This is a genomic window from Pelosinus fermentans DSM 17108 (genome assembly GCF_000271485.2).
GTDB classification, from domain to species: Bacteria; Bacillota; Negativicutes; order DSM-13327; family DSM-13327; genus Pelosinus; species Pelosinus fermentans.
Map to the genome: position 1 here is coordinate 2,826,870 of NZ_AKVN02000001.1, position 22,370 is coordinate 2,849,239.

24 protein-coding genes, 1 pseudogene and 1 other annotated feature are annotated in these 22,370 nt (G+C 39.9%); of the genes and pseudogenes, 6 read left to right on the plus strand and 19 right to left on the minus strand.

Translation table 11 applies throughout. The features are described from left to right. Positions 1 to 4 precede the first annotated feature (4 nt). Positions 5 to 3,106: an isoleucine--tRNA ligase gene (gene ileS / locus FR7_RS13080; protein WP_007935033.1), complete on the minus strand. Its 3,102-nt coding sequence runs from the start codon at positions 3,104 to 3,106 to the stop codon at positions 5 to 7. A 45-nt stretch (positions 3,107 to 3,151) separates the two neighbouring features. Continuing rightward, positions 3,152 to 3,371 (minus strand) — a binding site (T-box leader). 321 nt (positions 3,372 to 3,692) lie between these two features. Between ileS and FR7_RS23880 the strand changes: the two genes are divergently transcribed. Next, a complete protein-coding gene (locus FR7_RS23880; RefSeq protein ID WP_007935035.1) occupies positions 3,693 to 3,842 on the plus strand; it encodes a hypothetical protein in 150 nt (49 codons plus the stop codon). Positions 3,843 to 3,918: 76 nt separating this feature from the next. Here FR7_RS23880 and FR7_RS13085 read toward each other — a convergent pair whose 3' ends face one another. Next, positions 3,919 to 4,083, minus strand: a complete 165-nt coding sequence (locus tag FR7_RS13085) for an aspartyl-phosphate phosphatase Spo0E family protein (RefSeq protein ID WP_007935037.1) — start codon at positions 4,081 to 4,083, stop codon at positions 3,919 to 3,921. 194 nt (positions 4,084 to 4,277) lie between these two features. Here FR7_RS13085 and FR7_RS13090 point away from each other — a divergent pair, with 194 nt between their 5' ends. Next, positions 4,278 to 4,520 (plus strand): hypothetical protein, encoded by a 243-nt coding sequence (locus FR7_RS13090; RefSeq protein ID WP_007935038.1) that lies wholly within the window; start codon positions 4,278 to 4,280, stop codon positions 4,518 to 4,520. 76 nt (positions 4,521 to 4,596) lie between these two features. Here FR7_RS13090 and FR7_RS13095 read toward each other — a convergent pair whose 3' ends face one another. The 3 genes from FR7_RS13095 to FR7_RS13105 form a co-directional block, all read right to left on the minus strand. Next, positions 4,597 to 5,271 (minus strand): superoxide dismutase, encoded by a 675-nt coding sequence (locus FR7_RS13095; protein WP_007935040.1) that lies wholly within the window; start codon positions 5,269 to 5,271, stop codon positions 4,597 to 4,599. Positions 5,272 to 5,346: 75 nt separating this feature from the next. Continuing rightward, positions 5,347 to 6,372, minus strand: a complete 1,026-nt coding sequence (locus FR7_RS13100; protein ID WP_007935042.1) for a DUF3231 family protein — start codon at positions 6,370 to 6,372, stop codon at positions 5,347 to 5,349. A 133-nt stretch (positions 6,373 to 6,505) separates the two neighbouring features. Further along, positions 6,506 to 7,396, minus strand: a complete 891-nt coding sequence (locus FR7_RS13105; RefSeq protein WP_007935044.1) for an HD-GYP domain-containing protein — start codon at positions 7,394 to 7,396, stop codon at positions 6,506 to 6,508. Positions 7,397 to 7,709: 313 nt separating this feature from the next. Between FR7_RS13105 and FR7_RS13110 the strand changes: the two genes are divergently transcribed. Further along, complete coding sequence (locus FR7_RS13110) at positions 7,710 to 8,030, plus strand: helix-turn-helix domain-containing protein (protein ID WP_007935046.1); 321 nt, start codon at positions 7,710 to 7,712, stop codon at positions 8,028 to 8,030. Positions 8,031 to 8,240: 210 nt separating this feature from the next. Here FR7_RS13110 and FR7_RS13115 read toward each other — a convergent pair whose 3' ends face one another. From FR7_RS13115 to FR7_RS13125, 3 genes are all read right to left on the minus strand, one after another. Then, positions 8,241 to 9,269, minus strand: a complete 1,029-nt coding sequence (locus FR7_RS13115; RefSeq protein WP_007935048.1) for a patatin-like phospholipase family protein — start codon at positions 9,267 to 9,269, stop codon at positions 8,241 to 8,243. A 153-nt stretch (positions 9,270 to 9,422) separates the two neighbouring features. Beyond that, the gene (locus tag FR7_RS13120) at positions 9,423 to 10,112 is read right to left on the minus strand and encodes an HAD family hydrolase (protein WP_007935049.1); all 690 of its coding nucleotides are present in this window, start codon (positions 10,110 to 10,112) and stop codon (positions 9,423 to 9,425) included. Positions 10,113 to 10,351: 239 nt separating this feature from the next. Beyond that, positions 10,352 to 11,290 carry a methyltransferase gene (locus tag FR7_RS13125; protein WP_007935051.1) on the minus strand — a complete coding sequence of 313 codons (939 nt, stop codon included), beginning with the start codon at positions 11,288 to 11,290 and terminating at the stop codon, positions 10,352 to 10,354. A 135-nt stretch (positions 11,291 to 11,425) separates the two neighbouring features. On the opposite strand from FR7_RS13125, the gene FR7_RS23885 reads away from it, so the two are divergent. Continuing rightward, on the plus strand, positions 11,426 to 11,611 hold the full coding sequence (locus FR7_RS23885) for a hypothetical protein (protein WP_237714861.1): 186 nt from the start codon (positions 11,426 to 11,428) through the stop codon (positions 11,609 to 11,611). 114 nt (positions 11,612 to 11,725) lie between these two features. Here FR7_RS23885 and FR7_RS13130 read toward each other — a convergent pair whose 3' ends face one another. The 3 genes from FR7_RS13130 to rarD all read right to left on the minus strand — a co-directional run bounded on the left by FR7_RS13130 (position 11,726) and on the right by rarD (position 14,235). After that, complete coding sequence (locus FR7_RS13130; RefSeq protein WP_007935054.1) at positions 11,726 to 12,319, minus strand: CBO0543 family protein; 594 nt, start codon at positions 12,317 to 12,319, stop codon at positions 11,726 to 11,728. 133 nt (positions 12,320 to 12,452) lie between these two features. Beyond that, entirely contained in the window at positions 12,453 to 13,217 is a 765-nt protein-coding gene (locus FR7_RS13135; RefSeq protein ID WP_007935056.1) for a serine hydrolase, read from the minus strand. Between the two features lie 115 nt (positions 13,218 to 13,332). Next, positions 13,333 to 14,235 carry an EamA family transporter RarD gene (gene rarD, locus FR7_RS13140; RefSeq protein WP_017531268.1) on the minus strand — a complete coding sequence of 301 codons (903 nt, stop codon included), beginning with the start codon at positions 14,233 to 14,235 and terminating at the stop codon, positions 13,333 to 13,335. A 171-nt stretch (positions 14,236 to 14,406) separates the two neighbouring features. Between rarD and FR7_RS13145 the strand changes: the two genes are divergently transcribed. Further along, entirely contained in the window at positions 14,407 to 15,006 is a 600-nt protein-coding gene (locus FR7_RS13145; protein ID WP_007935059.1) for a TetR/AcrR family transcriptional regulator, read from the plus strand. 102 nt (positions 15,007 to 15,108) lie between these two features. Here FR7_RS13145 and citF read toward each other — a convergent pair. The 7 genes and pseudogenes from citF to FR7_RS13180 form a co-directional block, all read right to left on the minus strand. Then, a pseudogene (gene citF / locus FR7_RS13150) lies at positions 15,109 to 16,227 on the minus strand (citrate lyase subunit alpha); the annotation flags it as partial. 64 nt (positions 16,228 to 16,291) lie between these two features. Further along, positions 16,292 to 16,849 (minus strand): D-glycero-alpha-D-manno-heptose-1,7-bisphosphate 7-phosphatase, encoded by a 558-nt coding sequence (locus FR7_RS13155; protein ID WP_007935063.1) that lies wholly within the window; start codon positions 16,847 to 16,849, stop codon positions 16,292 to 16,294. Positions 16,850 to 16,919: 70 nt separating this feature from the next. Continuing rightward, complete coding sequence (locus FR7_RS13160) at positions 16,920 to 18,182, minus strand: class II D-tagatose-bisphosphate aldolase non-catalytic subunit (RefSeq protein ID WP_007945987.1); 1,263 nt, start codon at positions 18,180 to 18,182, stop codon at positions 16,920 to 16,922. A 68-nt stretch (positions 18,183 to 18,250) separates the two neighbouring features. Further along, the gene (locus FR7_RS13165; protein ID WP_007935067.1) at positions 18,251 to 19,312 is read right to left on the minus strand and encodes a PTS fructose transporter subunit IIC; all 1,062 of its coding nucleotides are present in this window, start codon (positions 19,310 to 19,312) and stop codon (positions 18,251 to 18,253) included. After that, positions 19,309 to 19,617, minus strand: a complete 309-nt coding sequence (locus FR7_RS13170) for a PTS fructose transporter subunit IIB (protein ID WP_216095145.1) — start codon at positions 19,615 to 19,617, stop codon at positions 19,309 to 19,311. The genes FR7_RS13165 and FR7_RS13170 overlap by 4 nt, the downstream gene beginning before the upstream one ends. Before the next feature lie 96 nt (positions 19,618 to 19,713). Then, entirely contained in the window at positions 19,714 to 20,160 is a 447-nt protein-coding gene (locus FR7_RS13175; protein ID WP_007935070.1) for a PTS sugar transporter subunit IIA, read from the minus strand. Positions 20,161 to 20,202: 42 nt separating this feature from the next. After that, positions 20,203 to 20,649, minus strand: coding sequence for a PTS sugar transporter subunit IIA (locus FR7_RS13180; RefSeq protein WP_007935071.1), 447 nt, complete (start codon positions 20,647 to 20,649; stop codon positions 20,203 to 20,205). A gap of 374 nt (positions 20,650 to 21,023) precedes the next feature. On the opposite strand from FR7_RS13180, the gene FR7_RS13185 reads away from it, so the two are divergent. Continuing rightward, positions 21,024 to 21,200 (plus strand): Arc family DNA-binding protein, encoded by a 177-nt coding sequence (locus FR7_RS13185; protein WP_007935072.1) that lies wholly within the window; start codon positions 21,024 to 21,026, stop codon positions 21,198 to 21,200. A gap of 185 nt (positions 21,201 to 21,385) precedes the next feature. Here FR7_RS13185 and FR7_RS13190 read toward each other — a convergent pair whose 3' ends face one another. Continuing rightward, positions 21,386 to 22,039, minus strand: a complete 654-nt coding sequence (locus FR7_RS13190; RefSeq protein WP_007935073.1) for an MtnX-like HAD-IB family phosphatase — start codon at positions 22,037 to 22,039, stop codon at positions 21,386 to 21,388. Between the last annotated feature and the right edge of the window lie 331 nt (positions 22,040 to 22,370).

A 22,370-nucleotide genomic window follows, 5' to 3' on the forward strand; every position in this document is an offset into this window, starting at 1 on the left:
CATCTTACTGCTTCACAAGAGCCAGCTTCAGCGATTCGCCATTAATATTTACATCCGTATACTCCCTTGCTTCATCAAATATAATTTCCACAGCCAGGGTTTCACTTATAATGTAGTCTTTATACTGCTTTACAACGTCTTCCAGAAGAGCATTTCCCGTCATATAGATCTTAATTTTATCCATGACTTCAAACGAACTGTCCTTTCTCATATTCTGGAGCTTACTAATTATTTCTCTGGCATATCCTTCAATTCGTAACGTTTCAGAGATATGGGTGTCGAGAACAACACCAACGTCACCTTCCCCTGCGAAGGCAAAGCCTTCCAAACCACTCATGGTAACCAATAAATTTTCAGCATTCAATTCAATAGGCGTACCATCAATTTCGATTACAATAGACTGGCCACTTGCGATTTTCAATGCTAGCTCCATTTGATCCATATCTGAAATTGCTTTTCTGATCCCAGGTATAAATCTACCGTGGGTTTTGCCTAGTACAGGTGAATTTGGTTTTACATTATAACTTACATAGTCGGACATATTAGCATTGACTTCTACGTCTTTAAGATTCAATTCTTCCTTAATGATAGCAATGTAATAGTCAGGCAATTCCTTGGTGCTCAGCAGCATTTTGGAAAGAGGCTGCCTATTTTTTATATTCGCCAGATTTCTCGCGCTCCGCCCAAGACCGCAAATCTTGTAAGTCAATTCCATCTCTTTTTCCAGCTGCTTATCAACAAGCTTTTCATCGTATTCAGGCCACCTGCACAAATGAACACTCTCTGGCGCCTTTTCATCAAGCTGTACTACAAGGTTTTGATAAATTTCTTCTGTTATAAAAGGGACAAAAGGTGCTGCAACAATTACCAGATTTTTGAGCACGGTGTGTAGCGTTAGATAGGCATGGATCTTATCATCAATCATATCCATCGCCCAGTAACGAGCTCGATTTCTTCTTACATACCAGTTTGACAGTTCATCGGTAAACTCTTGGATAAGCTCTGCGGCTTTCGTTATATCATAGGCTTCCAAATTTTCGTCCACTTTATGGATCATGGTATTTAACTTGGATATAATCCACTTATCCATGACATGACTGCTTGTTTTTTCTTGGTACTTGGCAGGGTCAAACTGGTCAATCTGTGCATATAGCACGTAGAAAGAATATACATTCCACAAAGTATTCAAAAATTTGCGCTGCACTTCAATTACTGCATCTTCATAAAACCGTGAAGGAAGCCAAGGAGCACTGGCAGTATAAAAATACCATCGCAATGCATCAGCACCTTGATTTTCTAAGACTGTAAACGGACTTAGAACATTCCCTTTATGCTTTGACATCTTAATGCCGTTCTTATCCAGTACATGCCCAAGAACAATACAATTTTCAAAGGAACTCTTATCAAATATGGCCGTAGATATGGCAATCAGGGTATAAAACCAACCTCTCGTCTGGTCCACAGCCTCTGATATAAATTGTGCAGGGAAGTTTTGCTCAAACAATTCTTTATTTTCAAAAGGATAATGATGCTGCGCAAAAGGCATAGAACCGGAATCATACCAGCAATCAATTACCTCACTCACTCTTTTCATTTCTTTACCACAAACGCTGCATTGCAGCAGCACATGATCGATATAGGGCTTGTGAAGCTCAATATCGTCAGATACCTGGATTGCTTTTTCCTTTAATTCGGCAATACTGCCAATACAATCCCGATGCCCGCAATCGCATTCCCAGATGGGTAAAGGAGTACCCCAGTAGCGTTCCCGGCTTAGCCCCCAATCGATAACATTCTCCAGAAAATTACCAAAGCGGCCTTTTTTCACATTGTCAGGATACCAATGAATCGTATCATTATTCTCTAGAAGTTTATCTCTTTGAGAAGACATCCTTACAAACCATGAATCCCGTGGATAATATAACAGCGGTGTATCACAGCGCCAGCAAAATGGGTAGGAATGAAGATACTTTTCTGCTTTGTAGAGAATACCTCTCTCCTTCATGGTCTCAATAATTTTTTCATCGGCTTTTTTAACAAACATTCCCTGCCATGGAGTAACTTCTTCTACAAAATTTCCCTGAACATCCACCAAATTAACCAAGGGAAGATCATATTTCTGCCCTGCCCGGTTATCATCTTCACCGTAAGCAGGTGCAATATGAACCACCCCTGTACCATCGCTGAGTGTTACAAAATCTCCATGAATAACATAATAAGCTTTTTTCTCTGGAGTAACAAACGAGAACATAGGCTCGTATTTCTGATCAAGAAGCTCTTCACCTTTAAACTCCCTAACGATCTCATACTCACCTTCAATCCTGCTAAGCAAATCCTTGGCAAGAATCAAATGCTCTTCTTGATTGATAATTTCTACATAGTCATATTTCCGGTTAACAGCAAGAGCTACGTTACTTGGCAATGTCCAAGGAGTTGTCGTCCACACCAGAATAGAAGCATTTCCGTTCTTCAGTCTGAATTTAACATAAGCAGAACTGTCTTTCACATCTTTGTAGCCTTGGGCAACTTCATGAGAAGACAAAGAAGTGCCGCATCTTGGACAATAAGGGACAATCTTATGTCCTTTGTATAACAATTCTTTATCCCAAAGCTGTTTCAAAGACCACCATACCGATTCAATATACTCATTTTGATACGTAACGTAAGGATTATCCATATCAATCCAGTATGCTACCCGCTCAGACATATCCTTCCACTGACTGGCATACGTGAATACGCTATCCTTACACTTCTTTATAAAGTTTTCCACACCATATTTTTCAATTTCTGGCTTGCCGGATATACCCAAGGTTTTCTCAACCTCCAATTCCACGGGAAGACCATGGGTATCCCACCCTGCCTTACGTAGAACCTTATACCCTTTCATGACCTTGTAACGAGGAATCAAATCCTTAATGACCCGGGTTACGACATGACCAATGTGAGGAGCACCATTAGCCGTTGGCGGTCCATCATAAAAGGTGAAATATTCATTGCCCTCATTCATTTGGAAATTTTTTCGGATAACATCTTTTTCATTCCAAAGAGTAAGAATGGATTTTTCCATTGCTACAAAATCATTTTTAGGATCAACCTTTTTATACATAGTAAAAACTCCTTTTGTCAATATACTATAAAAAAACTCCGCCCTGTTCAGGACGAAGTTTCATCTTCGTTATACCACCTTTTAACAATCCATTCAGGTACTGCCATACCCTATCCTTTAACGCAGGATTACGAATTGACTTACTAAGAAGGTTCAGTCATCAGCTCTCAGGTGATTTTCTTCTGATTATCCTGGCAGGTTCTCAGCACTCCCTACTCTCTGTACATTCAACATCATGAATACTCTTCCTGATCATAGCTTTTTAAGTATCTATTAAAATCTTACTAAGAGTATACGTCCTGATTTTTATAATGTCAATAGTCATATAATCAACCGTACACCGCCTAATTCAGCAGAACTATATTTGAACTCCTCTGCACTAGCTTTTACACTAATCATATTCTTAGTCCCTATTATAGCACTTATCACACCGTAGTATCCACGGCACCATTTCCAGAACCGTTTCACTATTCTTTTGTATTTCTAAAAAAAATGGTTATAATACGGAATATAATGAAACGCTATAAATGAACAATTATAAATAGGTTACTAAAAATAATCCAAATGACACTTAAGGAGGTACAGCATGATGGAAGAACCTAAAAACCCCTCAACAACTGAGCAGGAAAAAGAACAAAGCAGCGAGCCTTCTGTTGAATCCAGCGATACAAAAACAAAACAAACCGTTCCTACTCTTTATCCTGACATAGAGTTCATCAACAGAACGTTACCATGACAGAATACTCTATGTGATCAAAAAAAAATAAGTGGAGAAAGCCTAAAAAGGCTTTCTCCACTTATTTTTTTTGATTTTACTTTTCTCTTTGGCTTAATAGTCTCTGGTAGATAATAATCAAATCATCTAATTGCTGGCTTATTCGAATGACTTCTGCGTCTACCAGGCATTGTTTTCCTCCCATCTCATTTAATTGCCGGCGTGTTCGTTCAATTTTTTCAACTATTTCACCAATTCTCATCTTTATCCCCCCTTTCCTTGTTAAATTTATCAAGAAAATGAGGGGATTTGTTTATTTTTCGACATAAAAATTACTTATTTTTTACATTTCTCTATCTTTCGATAGAGGCAATTGAGGAAAAAGCACATTATGATATAATTATTGCAATAAATAGGTTAAAAATGTAAAATTAGAAAAAGATTGGAGTAATGTATATGGCAATATGGAAAATAAAAATGGACTCTAGAGATTTCGAACAGTATCGTAAAAAACTAGTGAACCGAGGCTTTATTCCTACCAATTACTTCTCTGCTAATGGCTTTAACATAAAAAAGATGAGAGAACTTGCTTTAGCCGGAAAGATGGACGCTATGCAATGTGTTGTCGGAAACTCCATCAGGTGGTATTATTGCGAAGATCAAGCTGAGTTAGCTCGCCTCAGAGGAGAACTCTCATAAGAGCAACATCTTTTTCCCCTAGATATTGAAAAGGCTGCCTGATTAAGACAGCCTTTTCAATATCGTCTTATGCATATTACTCCGAATCACAATCTCCTATCACTAAAGGGAGTTCCCCTTCCATTGCCAATCTAAGACGATTCTCAACCTCATACCAATTAATTAATTTCAACCATTCTTTCACGTATTCCTCGCGGTTATATTGATAATCAAGATAATACGCATGCTCCCACACATCAATTACCAAAATAGGAATTGATCCCCATTGAGTAAGATTCTGATGCTTTTCTGCAGTAAGCATCTCCAAGTGGCTCCATGCCGGATTCCACACGAGTATTCCCCAACCGGATGCTTCTACTTTAATAGCTGCATTGACAAACTGATCGAGAAAAGCATCAAAGCTGCCAAAGTATTTAACAATTTCTTTGACCGTACATCGTCCTGGCTCACTTTCAAACCCTGGCGGTGCCATAATCGTCCAGTAAACACTATGCAAGATATGTCCAGAACCGTTAAATGCCAGCTCATTTTCCCAATATTTTATAAATGTAAAATTTTCTTTTTTTCTTGCATCTACTAAAGCTAATTCAGCCCTATTAAGACCATCTACATAGGACTTGTGATGATGATCATGATGATACCGAAGTGTTGTGGAGCTAATAATTGGCTCTAAGGCATCATATGGGTAGGGCAATGGGGGCAACTTATGTTTCCCCGCCGGAGTATACGCACGCAAATCTGTGTCAGACACGATTTTCAACCTCCCATTCAATCTCTTACCGCTGTGTCGTATTATATTTCTACAACGAGAGGTGGGTGACAAAAATCAGTTGAAAATCTCCATATTTTTATTTTCGACCAGCATTTGACGATCAACCGCTTGCGGCGGTTCCTCAAACCATCCATATTTAATCATCAGGTTTGCTCCATCCTCTGCGAAAAGAGCTACTTCTGCCATTAATCTAGCATAGTCAATTGCCAAATCATAACATTGGCTTGTCGAAATCGCTAAGCCATAATTACCTATGCCCATCTGTATTAAGGCTGAAACATGAAATAACATTAATTTTTCTGAAAAGGGCGACTGCGTTACTGTCGTAATTAAAGGTTCCATCGATGATCCTCCAGCCAAATCATCCGCACCTAGTCTTTTTGTAAATAATTCGATATGTTTTTGCGCAATTTCTTTACCTCTTAAAAAATGAGACCGAATATCAGGCGAAGAGGCTATTTGCCAAAAACCTGTTATCACTGCTTTTCCCATAATATTAGTTTGAATGTTCATAAAGACATGCATAATCTCTACAGCTGTCAAAGGGCGGCTTACTTTAAATACATTCCCTAAAAAAGCTTGCTGCTTTGCAAATTCCACATGCTTACTGGCTGGAATATATGGAGATCTAGCATAAATCCCCTTTTCTAACATCAGTTTAACAACTCTTTCGTTAAGCTCGATCGACTCATGCAATGTCTGCGTGTAAAATTCTCTGATGTCCTGACGAGAAGCTGTGCTTAATGCCAATCCATAAGCAGCCAGTCCCACTCGGGACATATTATTGAGATAATGCAATGTAAAAATGTCAGCAAACAGTCTTTCCGCATTGGTATCTACATCTTCATTCGTAAATCCTACAGGACTAGCAAACTGTTCATTTTGGTACGTGCTGCGGATCCATGCGACATGATTTTGCGATAAAGATAAAGCAAACTCCAACAATGGACGAATTTTTTCATCCTCAACCTTTGCTAAAAAATATTTCAATACACACTTTGCTAAACTGTCACTTTGATACTGAGTCCACATAATTGCAATTTCTGCAGAGGTTAAACGGATATGGCTGATGTTAGACATATATACACCCCATTTTTTTACTTATTATAACCCTCGCTCTTTATTATTAATTATTTATTTTAAAAAAATAATTAAAGGGGTTACACATCTTCTATATGATGAGGTGAAGGTAGACTGCATGTCCTAATAGAGATTAACAAACAACCTGTGGTACTTTTTTAAAAAGACTTACAAATAGATCGACAACCAATGGATGATAATCAAGTCCTTTGCCGCTTCGTATTCGGTCAATTGCCTCCGTCGGAGTAAGAGAATTCCTTTGATAAATACCACTTGTTACTCGATCAAATACATTTGCTACGCTGACAATACATGCATTAATATTGATTGTATCCTCTTTGATTCCATAAGGATACCCACCACCTGAATATTTTTCATGATGTTGCTGAACCGTTAAATAAATACCCAAAGGTAATTTATCCGCTGCCAATAAATCAGCTCCAATGCGGGGGTGCTGCTGATAAAGCATCTCCTGCCCATCATCCATTCTTGAAACCTCTCTTAAAACATCTGGTGGTAATAACATTTTTCCTATATCATGAAGTAATGCGCCTATAGAAACCTCCTGTAATGACGCTTGGGGAAGCTGCATTTTTTCTGCAATCGCAACCGATAGAATGGCAACATTTATAGAATGGGAATATGTCGCACTCTGTCCTTGGGATAATGCTTTAAGATTGTTTCCTAAAAAAGAGTCATTTCGCATCTCCTTTAACAGAATATTCAAGTACTTAGATGCATTCATTACACTTTCTAAATTGAAGTTTTCAAATTTTTTATCGATCTTCTCAGGAACCTTAAACGGACTATTACTATCATTAACAGGTAAATGCTGCAATGTGTCCACAGTTTTACCCGCATTTTCTTCAGATAGGCGAAACGAAATTCTTCTATTTTTAAGTTTCTGGATCATATTATCAGTCATAGGCGCACCTTCTACTAATAACAATCGACCAAATTTATCGGTAACATTATGAGCAAGATAACCTACAATATATATCTTAGGTTCTGTATTATCATACATAACGATTTCCCCCATTATCCCCTTATATTGGAACTTTACAAAATTCCTTGAATAATTTATAATCCATAATTCATATTTAACTCAATTGTAAACATTTAACCGATTTGCAGGATGCAATAATGATACAAAAAGGAGTGATTTTAAAGAATAACTTTATCCTCATGAAAATTCCATAATTAGAAAATCTTTCTAACGCTTACTATCATAGTTATTATATAAGTTAATTTTGGCACCGTCAATGCCTTTAATAAACTTTTGAGTTATTTTTAACACTTTTCCATAGAATATACAGTATAAAAGGAGTTGAAAAACGATGCCTAATTTCAAAGACCAAATTAATCAATTATGGGAAGAAGCAAAAGACCGCGACTACCAAACGACTCAAGAGGACTTCGCAAATCTATTAGGAGCAACCAAAAATCAACTAAAAGGCTGGTTACGCGGGTCCGGCGAACCTAACACTGAGTTGATTAAAAAGATTGCACAAGTTTGCAACGTTTCAGTAGATTGGTTAGTAGGAAATTATGAAACCAATGTCACAGTCTCGCACTCTTATGATGAAAAAATTAAGAACCTTCCGCCTGAAATGAAACGCATAATCGATTTTATCATTACCTCTCACGTGAAATCATAAGCCTATTTACATTTCCTCAGCTTGAAACTTTTACAATATCAGATGATTGGGCAACTATATCATTGCGCTGATCATCTACAGATATTGGCTTATTTTATGTTAAAATTATATCTCTTTATCACCCGACAATGAGAAGGTATACCCTAATAGGCATCCTCTCAATTGTTAGGGTATTTTTTTAGTCAAGCCATTTTGCATTGCCTGGTTTATTTATATCGGACGGTTATGTACCGTATTCGCTGGATCATCATACCATTCAAAATAACGTTCTGCACATTCGCGTCCAGATTGAATGAGAGCCTTTTTCTTTTCATCACTTAAATGGAACTCAGTCGTTTTCACATGCAGTGTATTGATATAAATCGTTCTATGCCAATCATCGCTGTGCAGGTGCTGATTTTGTTGACTCTCCATATAAATATCAACAAGACTCTTTGTAAACTCAATCAAATCTTTTATTTCTTTTCTGGCAGGATCAACCAGCTCGCGAAACATAGCAATTTCACGGCCAGAGTCCAAACGAAATCCAAGAGTCTCTTTATTAAATACATACAGACCTGCAGCTTCATCATATTCTTTTAATTGTTCATTAAATTGCTTATAATATTCCGGTTCGTTAGAATGCTCATAGACATATTTTTCTCGATCGAATAATTTAATAGGATAATTATCAAGAACTCCACCATCTACATATATATCATTGTACTCACCTCTTTTTGCTGCAAAGAGCAATGGGATCGACATCGATATACGGACAGCATCTGCTACACAAAGATCAGGAGTATGTTCCACGGAGAAAACTTGCGATCGCTTGGTGGAAAGGTTTGTGCCAATAAAAAACATCTCTCTGAATTCCAATTCCTTTCCTGCTTCAAAAATCTCTTTAAAAGTGGCATCAGGATTCCCAGTTTTGATTTGAATCAGATTGCCTATCCAATTTCGAAAATAATCTCCTTTATACCAGCCGAATTCTTTAAATAATCTCGTCGTATCAAATGCTACCCCTAAAGAATCATCTAGGAATCTTGTAAAATCTAAGCTTAGTAGAATATCTTCAATTTCTTTGAAACTAAAATTCAAACCAATCAAAAGGCCCATAATAGCGCCTGCTGATGCACCACCGACTCGTTCAATTTTCGGCAGAATTTCTCTCTCCTGCAATACGCTAAGAGCTCCAATATACGCGATTCCTTTCACGCCTCCCCCTTCAAAAATAAAATTACGGAACGGATAATCCAAAACAACACCTCCTTCAATATATCTAGCATATTAAATGGATAGAGTATATATGCTTACAAATTTCAGCCAATTCTATAGCAGAAAAAAGAGAGCGAATTCAAGTAAGAATTCGCTCTCTTCTCTCTAACAAGTACTGATATAGAAGAATAATTGTTATCGTGCTGCTAAAAAACTTTTTTTAGCAAAGTCAGTAAATTCACCAATGACCATATCCACACCCTCCAGCTGCCGTAGACGACTATGAGCTTCCTGAGGGCCAATAGCTATAATTTGACCAATATTAGCTCGCCTGGCGGCTTCAATGCCTGCATCTGCATCTTCAAAAACAATGCATTGCTCTGGAGACAATCTTAGGTTTTGAGCCGATTTTAAATAAATTTCAGGAAACGGTTTTCCTGGAAGCAAACCATCATCATATACCACTTTATCAAAATCAAACCACTTCTCTAGATGAAATACCTCAAAGTAGAAATTAACATTATTAATTTCTGACCCGGTAGCAATCGTGCAGGCAATACGATTTTCAACCAAATAATCAAGTAAATCAATGGCGCCCGGTGCCAATTTAACATTCTCAGCATCTTTACGGCATAAGTCACGATATATCACTTCTTTTTCCTGACTTAGCGCCTCTCCTTCTTCATCCGAAAGCTGCTTACCAGCTAAATACGACATGGTAACTTTGTTAGGTCTGCCTAAAACAAAAGTAGCCATTTCATGATCGCTGACTGGGTATCCTCTCAATTTTTCAGCCATAGCAATCCAGGCACTGGTTTGCTTATCAGTATCCCAAAACAACGTTCCATTAAAATCAAAAATTACTCCCGAGTACTTTTTAGACATTAACTTTCCCCCATTTTCCTAGTATAATCTCCGATAAATCAGCCACACAATCCAGCCAAAAGTCTTCATTATCGTAATCCTATTCTACTTTATTTAACATTATAGAACAAAACTCCTGCAAACTCTCTCACCAGAGTTAACATAAGCACACACTTATAACAGCTAAGCTATAATAAGAAGGGACTGTGCTGAAACAAACGTTTCGTCACAGTCCACATGTCATTTTCGCCTTAAAAGCATTAAAGACTAGCAGCGGTAATAATTTGCCTGCCGTCAATATCGTGCAGCTCAACTTGACAGAATCCTGCTGTATTCAGCCAAATCGTGTATTGCTTCATAGTCCAAGTGCCGCCTGTTTTTGTATTTGCCAGCATATTCACAGCAAAAAGCTCCGCCATGGGACTAATGCCTCTAACAAAATCCAGAATGGCGATACGCCCCCCTTTGCGCAAGGCAGCATGCACTCGCTGAAATAAGAGGAGGTTTTCTTCCTCTCCATAAATATGAGAGATATTTCCTAGAAAAACCAAATCAAAATGACCTGAGAAAACCTCTTTGGTAAAATCACCTGACACAAAATTAATCTTTTCCCCCGGAAGCAGCATTGACTCCATCAAGGCGCATACTTCGGGTATATCTTGAACCGTAACATCGGCACCCGCGAATGCAAATGGCCGGGCATAGTTCAAAGGGCCTCCGCCCAAATCAAGAACTTTCGCTTCTTCCGGCAGCCCCGCTAAACAAATCCTCACCAACGGCTCAGCCATTCGTTTGGCACCTTTCTTCATGGCACTCATGAAACCTTTTATATCCTGCTGGTCACGTTCTTTGTCGGGCGGCTGCCCAGTCTTTAGGATTTCAGGAAGATGAGTCCATGCCTTAATCACATTAAAAGTATGGATGAGTGAATAACCAAGATAATGCTCCGCATCTTCATTGAAAAATAAGTCATTAGCCTCTGGGGTTAAGGTTAATGTTTTACCAGTTTGCACTACATATCCCAAGGAAATAAGCGCTTCCATTATCGTCCAAAGAGCGCGGCGATCCATGGATAACCCTTGGACCAACTCATCCAGACTGGCAGGTTTCTCCCGTAACGCATCGAAGACTCCTGCCTTCAAGGCCGCACCTGCCACCAGTAATTCCTGAGGAGCCATCGGGTTTTTCAAATTAGGCATACTCGTTCCTCCTTACCTGTATCGTAATTTTTCATCTTCATATTCTTTACTCATTTCCCATGAAAAAACCTCTTTTACCGCGATTAGCATTTTAAAATTCGGGAAAACTATTGTCAATCGTTGAATAAAAGGGAGGTGTATCATTTGCCTATTGAAAAAGTATATCAACAATGGAATGGAAAAAGCACCAATGGCAAGGTTGAATCCAGTAATAATTTCCTTTCCAAGGAAGCAACGAAAAATTCGACAGCAGAAATGGAATGTACAGTAGGAATTGATACGTTTTCCGCCGCTGATTTACAAAATGACTTGGAAGATTAGCAGCCAGTATGAAATCTACAGCAGTTAATAGACTCACAATACAATGATATGCTCTCCTAACGGTAGAATGGTTCAAAAAACTTACTACCGTTAGGAGAGCATTCCATTTCAAATTTAGTATGGCATGTTTTTTCCTAAATATAAACCTGCTAAAAAAATAGTGAATAGTGCTACGATGTGAATGACGAACCAAAACCAATTTCCAAAGCGAAAAGCCTGAATAGGCAATGGCTTGCGCAAATGGGCCGGTATCATTTTCCCGCCAATCCATTCCATAAGAATAAAAAATGCCCACCAAGACGTATAAGAGTCCCAAAAATCCCATTCATAATCATAGCTTATTAAATTGGTTTTATTCATTAATACAGTCTCATAGAATACTCCTGTATTAATAATTACCCCATAAAAAGAGATCTTGTGAACCCACTCGATCGGACTATACCGTACACCTAGTAATACAAGAAAGGAAAAGGCTGTTAAAATCGAAAATATGGGAACCTTCAAAATGGGCAGAAAGATATAAGGAAATGTATAGAACTTAACCTCTACAAAGAGTAAGCAAATCAGATTACCCAGTAATCCGGCAATCAGATATAAAAGACCATACCGCTTCCAATCCAGCCGCAGAATAAGATAACTGCCGATTATTGCAATAACACTGCTTGCTATCGATATATACATCTCCTTGCTATTATCTAAAAATTCCATTACCAAATCTCCTTATGCAAAAGTACACTATAATGACTATTATGTACAGCAAAGGAAAATTTAGTCAGAACAAATACATTGGTTATGCAGTGAACACGTGACTCACAAAATCGATGCCCTGGTAAACTAACTGTTATTTTCTCCGCAGGGCATTATAAATCTTCGCTGATTCACTGGCAATAAAATTGCTGGAGTAGGTATGATCGGCTGTAGTTGTAAAAAAGCTGATCAGGATTGGATCATTACCATCCTGAATTACTCCCACATCGCAGAGTACTTCATCCAGTTCACCAACTTTATGAAATACTGGAGTCTGCATGTAGCGCGGGATTTCATCATTATAAATCGTATTAGCCAGCTCATACTTCAACTGCCCATTTTTGCTTTTATTCAGAAACTTGCCCGTATAGATCTTTTCGAAAACTTTTCCCATTTCGTAGGGCGTTGTTACACTATGATATTGGTATTTCTGAAAAGCATCTTTATTATGAATTTGGGTCTTGCGCAGTTTAAGATCCTTGACTGTCTTAGTAAGAACATCCTGGTTATTTGTATCCATCTCATTTAATAATTCCTGAAATGCGTTATTGTCACTCACCGTCATCATCAGCTCTATCTGCTGATCATACTGGCTGGCCTTGGCTGATCCGGCCTGAGGATACAAATATTTGTAGGTAGCTAAGGCAACTACCAATTTACTGGTTGAAGCTGTTGGAAATATTTCGTCCTGGTTAAATTCGATAGTACGACCAGTATTTAAATTTTTGGCAAAGACTCCGACTCGTCCATCAAACTGTTTTAAGTCGTTTTTTATTTCCCGTTCCAGTGAGGAAGCTGCCAGTACATGAGCAGTAAAAACCGTCAGCAAAGCAAGCAGCATAGTAACTTTTTTTATCACATAACCACCTCGTCAAAATAATTTGGTCTTTTAGGAACATTCATATACTCTTTCCTATGTATTCTATTTTCTATCTACATTAGTATAGAACAAAACTATGACCAAATTATGACATTCAACTGGCAGTTTTTAAAAACAATTTGGTGTTAGCTAACGAAAACACCAATAGGGCTGTCCAGATTAAGGCAAATGATACAGCATGAACGGTGGTAAATGGCTCATGGTACAAGAAAATTCCTAATAGCAGTGAAATGGTAGGCGCTACATATTGAACAAAGCCAAGCATCGTTAATGATAGCCGGTTCGCACTATTCGCAAATAACAATAATGGGATCGGCGTCACTATGCCGCCTCCGATTAAAAATAAAGAAGTAAGGGACAAACTTTCAAAACTTCCAAGTCCATAATAATGTAAAGATAACAGATATAAAAAGGCAAAGGGGGCTATGATCAATGTCTCCAACGTAATGCTTGTAATCGGCGATAGAACAGCCCTTTTTTTGCATAAGCCGTACAAGCCAAATGAAAGTGCTAAACCGATTGCAACCCAGGGGACACTTCCAAAGTGCATTGTCATGTAAAAAACACCGCTGGCTGCTAATATAACAGCAATTCCCTGCCCCAAAGACAGCCTTTCTCTAAAAAATAAAATACCAAGCAGAATACTAACCAATGGGCTAATGTAATAACCTAAACTGGTCTCAATTACTCGGTTATCATTGACTGCCCACACAAAAATAGACCAATTGAGAGTAATCAAGATCGTTCCCATTCCCAATGCAAACAATTGAGCAGGAGCAGCAAGCAACTGATTGATTTCTTCATATAACTGTTTCTTTCGATTCATAAGAATCACCACCGTCAGCATGAACAGAAGAGACCAAAGAATGCGATGGGCTATAACCTCTTGCGCCGACACGTTAGAAACCAATTTCCAATAGATCGGCAATATCCCCCAGAGAAAGTATGCACCAATCGCCGAGGTGAGTCCGCTTTTTAGATTTTCATTTTGTTCCATATTCATTACCCCAATTCTTTCGTAAAAACTTCCCACAGTAAAAAATTGATTTTACAAACGAAATTATGATATAATTCAATCGGACAAATTGTCCTTAGTGAATTATATCGGACAAACTGTCCGATTGTCAATAAGAATATACATCGATTTCATTTCAAGGAGAATGCTAAAATGAATAAAACACTTGGCGCTCCCCAGCTCTCTAAAGATGAGATCATTCGGCGGCGAATTTTAGAATCAGCACGAATGCTCTTTATCGAACAAGGTGTTGAGAGCGTAAACATGCATCAGATTGCAAAAATGGCTGAAGTTGGTCAAGCAAGCTTATACCGTCGTTACACGGAAAAGGGCGATATTTGTATGGATATCGTCCTAGAAGAGTGCCAGCCTTTATTTGATGAAGTCAAAGAGTATCTTGATCAATCTGCCCAAATTCCCATTTTGGATCGACTCTATCAAGTAATCATAAAGTTTGTGACTTTTACGGAAGCGAAGGTTCCCTGGTTATGCAGCGTCAGCCGAGCTACACCAGGCTATCGCCCCCTGCAATCGCCTCTCTATCAATCCATGCGAAATACTTGCAGGGAATTGCTGAATGAGGCCGTAGAGCGAGGAGAAGTTGCAGAGGTAGATGTTTTCTATACCGTAGAGGTATTACTGGCAGCACTCCACAACATTGATTTTCATATCCGGGATCAAGGATTCTCGACTAAGCAAATTCTGCTAGGATTGCATCGAATCTTTATTGAAGGGTTGAAAAAACAGAATTGATAAATCCTGCTGATAACGAGTGCCTTATCGATTCAGAAAAGGGAACGAATTCATTTAAGAATTCGTTCCCTTTCTGCTAGGCCTTACCTATATAAAGATTCCTTATTGATTCACCTGACGTACGACGTCAATGACACTGCCATCCCGATATTCTACCACTGCGACAATGCGGTCGCTTGTTGTTAGTTTTTGCGGCACTCCAGCGATCTTCTCAGCCATCGCTTTTAAGTCTTGAATCTCTTTTACCGGTAAACCCGCTGCCAATAATTGCTGCAGCAACTCTGGACGCTGGGGATTGACGGCCACACCTCGTTCCGTTACTAATACATCAATGGTTTCCCCAGGAGTAGTGGCCGTGAGCACCTGCTCCACAATAATAGGCAGGCGGCCTCGCAGCAGATTGGCAACGACAATCGTTACCTTGGCTCCAGCGGCGGCATCAGCATGACCGCCAGACCCACCCATGATCACACCATCGGAACCCGTGACTACATTCACATGAAAATCAACAGCGATTTCCGTAGCTCCCAGCACTACCACATCCAGCTTATTGACAGCACATCCCGCATTAAAAGGACTGGCATAAAAATTTGCGCTTACTTCCAGATGATTGGGATTCGTTTTAATGGAGCGGATGGCTTCTAAATCAAAACCCTGTACATCAATGAGCTTTTTAAAAAATCCTTTTTCCAGCATATCCACCATATAACCCGTAATACCACCCAAAGCAAAACTGCCTACGATGTGCTCCTGCTCCATCCTCTGTCGGACGAAATGAGCAACCGCTAAGGATACGCCGCCAGCCCCTGTCTGGAAAGAGAAGCCGTTTTTCAGTAATCCCGCAGCCTCAATGACTTTTGCTGCCATAGCAGCAATCTTAAGACCTACAGGGTCCTTAGTGATTTTCGTGGTGCCGGAAACAATGCCTTGGGGATCACCTGCACAATCCACCTTCACCACATAATCGACTAGGCATTGGGGTATGGAGATGGGCGCTAACGGATACTCTGCGATGTAGTCTGTAACGGCTACCACATGATCTGCATATTCCGCATCGGGAAAAGCATACCCTAAAGAACCGCAAGCTGCAGGTCCCTGCACGCCATTGAGGTTTCCATACTCATCAGCAGCGGGAGCAGCGATAAATGCTACATCAATCAGCAGCTGACCACATTCGATGGCTCGTGCTCTGCCCCCATGGGTTCTAAGTACAACAGCTCGAAAATCCCTTTTCTGCATGTCTCCTTTTGCGGGACAATGTTCCTGCCCCAATCACTTCTTACACCTATTTATCTTTCAAAATCTCCTGAACAAAATCATGTAAGTTTCCTTCTACAAACAGATATCCGGGTATTTCGGCCCCCTTTGCTGCATCAATATCTCGCTGCATGTCGCCGACCAAGAACGATCCCTTAAGATCAACCGGCCATTCCAGACATGCTTGCTCAATGAGCCCCGGTAAAGGCTTACGACAATTGCAAATGGAGGAGTACTTCTCCATCGTCCCTTCTGGATGATGGGGGCAGACATAAAAAGAGTGAATAATCGCTCCCTGCCTTTCTGCCTCTTGTGCCATAAACTCATGAAAATCATATACTGCTTCTTCTGTAAAAAAGCCTCGGGCAATACCGCTTTGGTTGGTAACCACAAATACCAAATACCCCGCTTGGTTCAGCATCCGAATTGCCTCAATCGCCCCGGGCATCCAGGTCATTTCTCTTGGTTTACAAATATATCCTCGATCCACATTTAATACACCATCGCGATCAAAAAATACCGCTGGTTTTTTATTCACGCCTTCACTCTCCCATCTTAAAAAATCCCAACTACTACTGACTAGCATCTAAGAAAACTCCCTCCCATCATCAATTCCCCTCTTGAGAGGGGTGCCCAAAGGGCGGGGTGTGTTAGATTTAGTTGAGCAGCTTACTAGTTAACCCTTGCAAATTAAAGCATTGCACATATCGATCAATGGAATTTTTGATCTTATCCAGTATATAGCGATTCCCATCGATTCCTAATGTCTTCATGTTTGCAAACAGTGTTGTGATTTCTCTCTTCACTTCTTCATTCTCATAGGTATAATGACCGCAAATTTCACATATGGTTTCGGTCAATTCTTCCTCTGCTAAAATTGCTTCCACAGACAAATGTACGTCATCACCAATCACCCATTTCTTCCATCGACCGCTGTTCACAGCTTCTTCCGACATCACCCGCTTTAAATTTGACGGATGCTCCAATCTGCCATTTTCAACTTCCTTCTCTTCTAAGCGAACCAGTTCCAAGTACGCTTTTGTTTCGATATAACCAAACTCCGGAGCTACATTCATAGCGGTAATGTGCAAAGAAGGATGGTCGAGGATAATATAGTCCTCCAGATAGTCCCCGTTATGCTCTTTCAAACCGACTTCATATTTTTTAGCAGTATCCGCTAAGAGCTTTGAGCTATTATAGCTAAACTCTCCCACATTTTTCGTCAATCGGGTCAATGTACCTGTCTGTCCCACGATAAATACAGGACTGGGAAGTCCTCTCTTAGACAGCTTGGTAGTCAGCTGTCGGATGAATAACTCATAATTCTCCTGACTCGTCAGCCCTCCATTCGTCTCCTCGGTGCCCACTTCATAACCGATTTCCGGCAACTGCCGAAGCTTTCTTTCATTCTCCACATATGCAATGAGCTCTATGGTTCTGTTGATTACAACATCCATCGCAATGGATTTTCCCATCACATAAGGATCTTTGGTAGGATCAATATGCAGCAGATCAAAATTGTGAATTAAATCTTCCAGATAAGACCTTTTTGCCAATTCCATCGCAGCGGCTTCGGACAGATGACTGTTGCGCTCATTATCGCGCTGCCAAGGTCCACCATGGTCCCTGCACAAATAGTAGAGACCTGTAAAATCCACCTCTTTAGCAATCTCTTCAATAGCCTCTTTAAATCCTTGCTGATCCCAATTGCAGACATAACCTCCACCCAATTCTTTGGCATCCACTTGGTTGCGACTGGCGATAAACAGGATGGGAAAATCCTTTTCCTTTGCTAATTCCAGGGATGCGACTATCAAATTTCTGGACATAGGCCCGATGCCTAACAAGGTAGTCCGAAAGCCTGTCTCTTCCAAGGTAAAAATCTTATCAATCACTTCTCGTATATTCATTTTATTCATTGTAATAATCTCCTCCATTACACCATTTATAACGCACTTGTAGTCATTGCGAGTACGAAGCAATCCCCTCATGCCTGCCTAGCGTATTCTTTGCTGACATCTACTTTTAAGGAATTCACCAGCAATGCCGTAACCACAGTCCCGACAACAATCCCCAATATATAAAACAGTGGATTATCAACCACAGGCAATACAATCGGACCACCATGGGGCGCATGATCTGCTACCTTACCTAATGCTCCAATAACGGCCCCCACTGCCGATCCGGTCATAATAGAAGGCAACACTCGCAAGGGATCTGCGGCAGCAAAGGGAATGGCTCCTTCGGTAATGCCAATCATCCCCATAGCCAAGGCTGCTTTTCCAGCTTCTAACTCTTCCTCGCTATATTTCCTTCTCGCTAGTAAAGTGGCAAGCCCCATCCCTAAGGGAGGCGTACATATGGCAATACCAATCGGTCCCATGACGGTATACACCCCTTCTGCCATTAGTCCAAAAGCAAACATGCAGGCAGTTTTGTTGACAGGACCACCCATATCAAAAGCAATCATAAGACCAGTAATAATAGCAATCACTACAGCCCCTTGCTGGCTGATACTTTTCAATCCATCGGTAATTCCGCCCATAACGGAAGCAATGGGTTGTCCCAGTAAATAAATATAAGTAAGACCGACGAGTAAGGAACTCAAAATGGGAATCACAAAAATCGGCATAACAGGACGCAAGTAACTAGGAACCTTCCATCCCTTGATCCATTTCACGATATAGCCGGCAAATAGCCCCATGACAATCGCTCCCAGAAAACCTGCTTTATACGGACTGTCTGCTATCGGCTGGTTTGCCAGATAGCCGCCGATCATTCCGGGGACAACTCCCGGCTTCCCCGCAAGGCTATAGGCAATATAGCCCGCCAAAATCGGAATCATCAAGGTAAAGCCTGCCACACCGATGTTCAATATGTGATTTGCTAAGACACTCGTGACCTCCATACCTTTGGCTCCCGGTGTCCCCGTTGCTAACGCTCCGGCAATACAAATACCACCCACCACAACGGATGGAATCATATAGGAAACCCCTGTCATCAGATGGTTTTTCACTTTCTTTAGTTCATCCATTACCAATTCGCTCATACCTCTTCCCCCTTCTTTTCTGCTTTCTCGATCACAGCAACCGGATTCTCAATCGCCTTGCCAACTTCCACCATGATGCTTGGCTTACCATGAAACCGTTCTTCCCCTTCTACGTTCACACCCACGGCAAAAATAACAACATTAGCTTCTGCCACATCCTGCATTGACAGCTCATTCTCAATTCCCATCGCTCCTTGGGTTTCAATCTTGATATCATGCCCCCTAGTCATTGCAGCTTTCTCCAAGGCAGCCTGAGCCATATACGTATGGGCAATCCCCGTTGGACATGCACATACACTAATCATTTTCAAAGCACTTCCCCCTTTCACTTCTAGATTCGAACCATCCAATTCCCCTCTTGAGAGGGATGCCTTCAGGCGGGGTGTGTCACGTCCCCCTCCCTATAACCCCATCTCTCCGAATATTGTGACTATTCCTGCTGCACTTGTAGCCTGTACTAACCTTTCCCTATAAGAATCATTCATCAGACCCCTACTGATATTCGCTAAGATTTTCAAATGCAAATCATTCGCTCTCTCCTCTGGTACGCCAATGAGGAAAATAAGTCTGACTTCCTGATCGGTCCTGCTATCCCAGCTAAAGGCTTCTTGGCTTTTGGCAAAAGCGATAAAGGGCTCCTTCACATAGCTGCTTTTGCCATGAGGAATCGCGATACCATAGCCGATGGCAGTAGAAAATAACTCTTCCCGCGCAAGAACTGCCTGCATATAGCCTGCAACATCACTGACACGACCAAGTTCCCCTGCTTTTCGGGCTAAAGTTTTAATGATTTCGTCTTTGTTCTTCGACGTTACATTTAATTCGATAAGTGATTCATGGATGATCATTTTTCGCCCCCATTCCATTTTTTAATACAACTATGATCAGACCTACAGTCCCATTTCTTTAAATAGTTCCACCACTTCCGCTGCATCGGAAGTCTGCAGGAACCGCCTCCTAAAGGACTCATTCGTGAGACCGCCACTCATATGGGTTAACATTTGAAAATCGAAATCATCATCCTGCTCTTCTGGTATGCCAATAAGAAAAATGAGTCTCGCTTCATGATCGACTCGATGATCCCAAGTAAATGCTTCCTCACTTCTGGCAAAAGCGATGAAAGGAGTCAGGACATAGCGACCTTTGCCGTAGGGAATGGCAATGCCATAGCCGAAGGCAATAGGCAAAGATTCATCCAGAGCAAAGACATCTTTCAGATAGCCTTCTACTTCACTGATACAACTAAGCTCCTTCGCCTTATGGGCTAGGGTTTCGATAATTTCCATTTTGCTTTTAGACTTCATATGGAGTTCGATAAGTGATTCGTGAATGATCATTTGCTTTCAATCCTCCAGCGATAGTTAATATTCTAAAAAAAACATTTTAAAGATTTTCCAGAAAAATAGATTTAGTATTTTCTTTTCGCTATACTATAGATAACTGCAACAGGAATTTTTTTACTTCTAGTCTCCTTTCACTTGCAAAATTGCTCATGCAATATCATTGGCTCGTACTTTCAAAACTCGCAGACTTTATGTATTGAGTTGAAAAGATTGTCCCATTATAAAAGAACCTTCTCAGTCTCTAAGCCGTCACTTTTTAGTCACCTCGTTTTTTATTATACATTGCCGTCACCTAGCCGTCAATAAACCATAACAAATTATTTTGCTATATATTAAAGTTGTCACTATGACTATATGGAGGGATTGAAGTGCCGTCAAAGATGCCTAAGTTTACACTTCGTATCAATCAAGAAAGTCTAGAAAAACTTCGATATATTGCAGATAATAATTTTCGAACCGTTAACAAAGAATTAGAGATGCTCATCAAGAACCATATTTCTACATATGAAAAAGAGCATGGCACCATTAAAGTTGAAGTACCTTAATATGTCTTGCTCTTAATTTTCCACAAAAAAAATTTTATGATTACACTAAAATAAACATAAAAATGCTCTTAATCCTGAACAAAAGGATTAAGAGCATTTTACGTCTATGGGTCTTACTTATATAATAATTTGTGCAAGTCCGAGGAAAATATATTTTTTTTGGAATCTGAAGGCAACAATACATCCTACGCAAACCACCCTCTATCCTCCAGATACTTCTCAATTTCTTTGAAATTTTCAAAAGGGACAAATTCTTGTTGTTCCTTACTAAGTAATTCCTTTAAATCCTTTTTGGCAAAAGCAATGTCAGCTTCTTTGGCTGCTCCTAAATCTGGCTCGCTGTCTCCGGCAAAAAATACCGTTTCAAACTCTTTTTTCAATTCTTCTATAACTTTGGCTTTATTAATACCAAAAATCTCAGAAAAATAAGGACTCGTTTCATCGGGAGTCACTACAATGCCCCCATCTTTATATGCTCCGTTCATGGAAATAACCGTCACACCTTCAATCTGTCGATGAGCGAGCAATCGATTAATATAATACGTTGTACCAGCGCTTAAGATATAAAATTCCCCGCCTGCCTCTTGTACTCTACGAATAAAATCTACCGCATATTCATCCAAAGGTATACGATGAATTTCAGTCAGAATCTCTTCCTCATTTCTTCCTATTGATCCCAATATTTTATTTAGAAACTCTACATTAATCTTCTTCGTTTTTTTCCAATCTTCATAAAACGGTCTTCCCCAATCCTGTAAATAGGTATCTATAATGATATGGTAAAAATCCTTTTCTGTTAATGTTCCGTCAAAATCTGATACAAACGCAAATGTTTTCAAGATTGATTCCTCCGTAGTAGCTTGGGCTATTGCTATATTTTTGCTGCTTTTTCACGTTAGTGATTGAAGTATACCATATAAAACGTAACAGCAGTATCTCATATTTCGACACTTATTTCAATTTTTTCTTTATGGTGGATGTCATCAATTACTCATTCTATGCTTTTAATTAGCTCAATCATTTTGTTGACGTCAACAAAATGATCCACACGCTATAACTTACTAATGATTATATATAGCAAAAGACACAGCACCATTCCACTGATGGATATAAGCTGTGCCTTCCTTATCATCGCTAAATCGGCTTCTGATTATATTTTGATGCGGATAA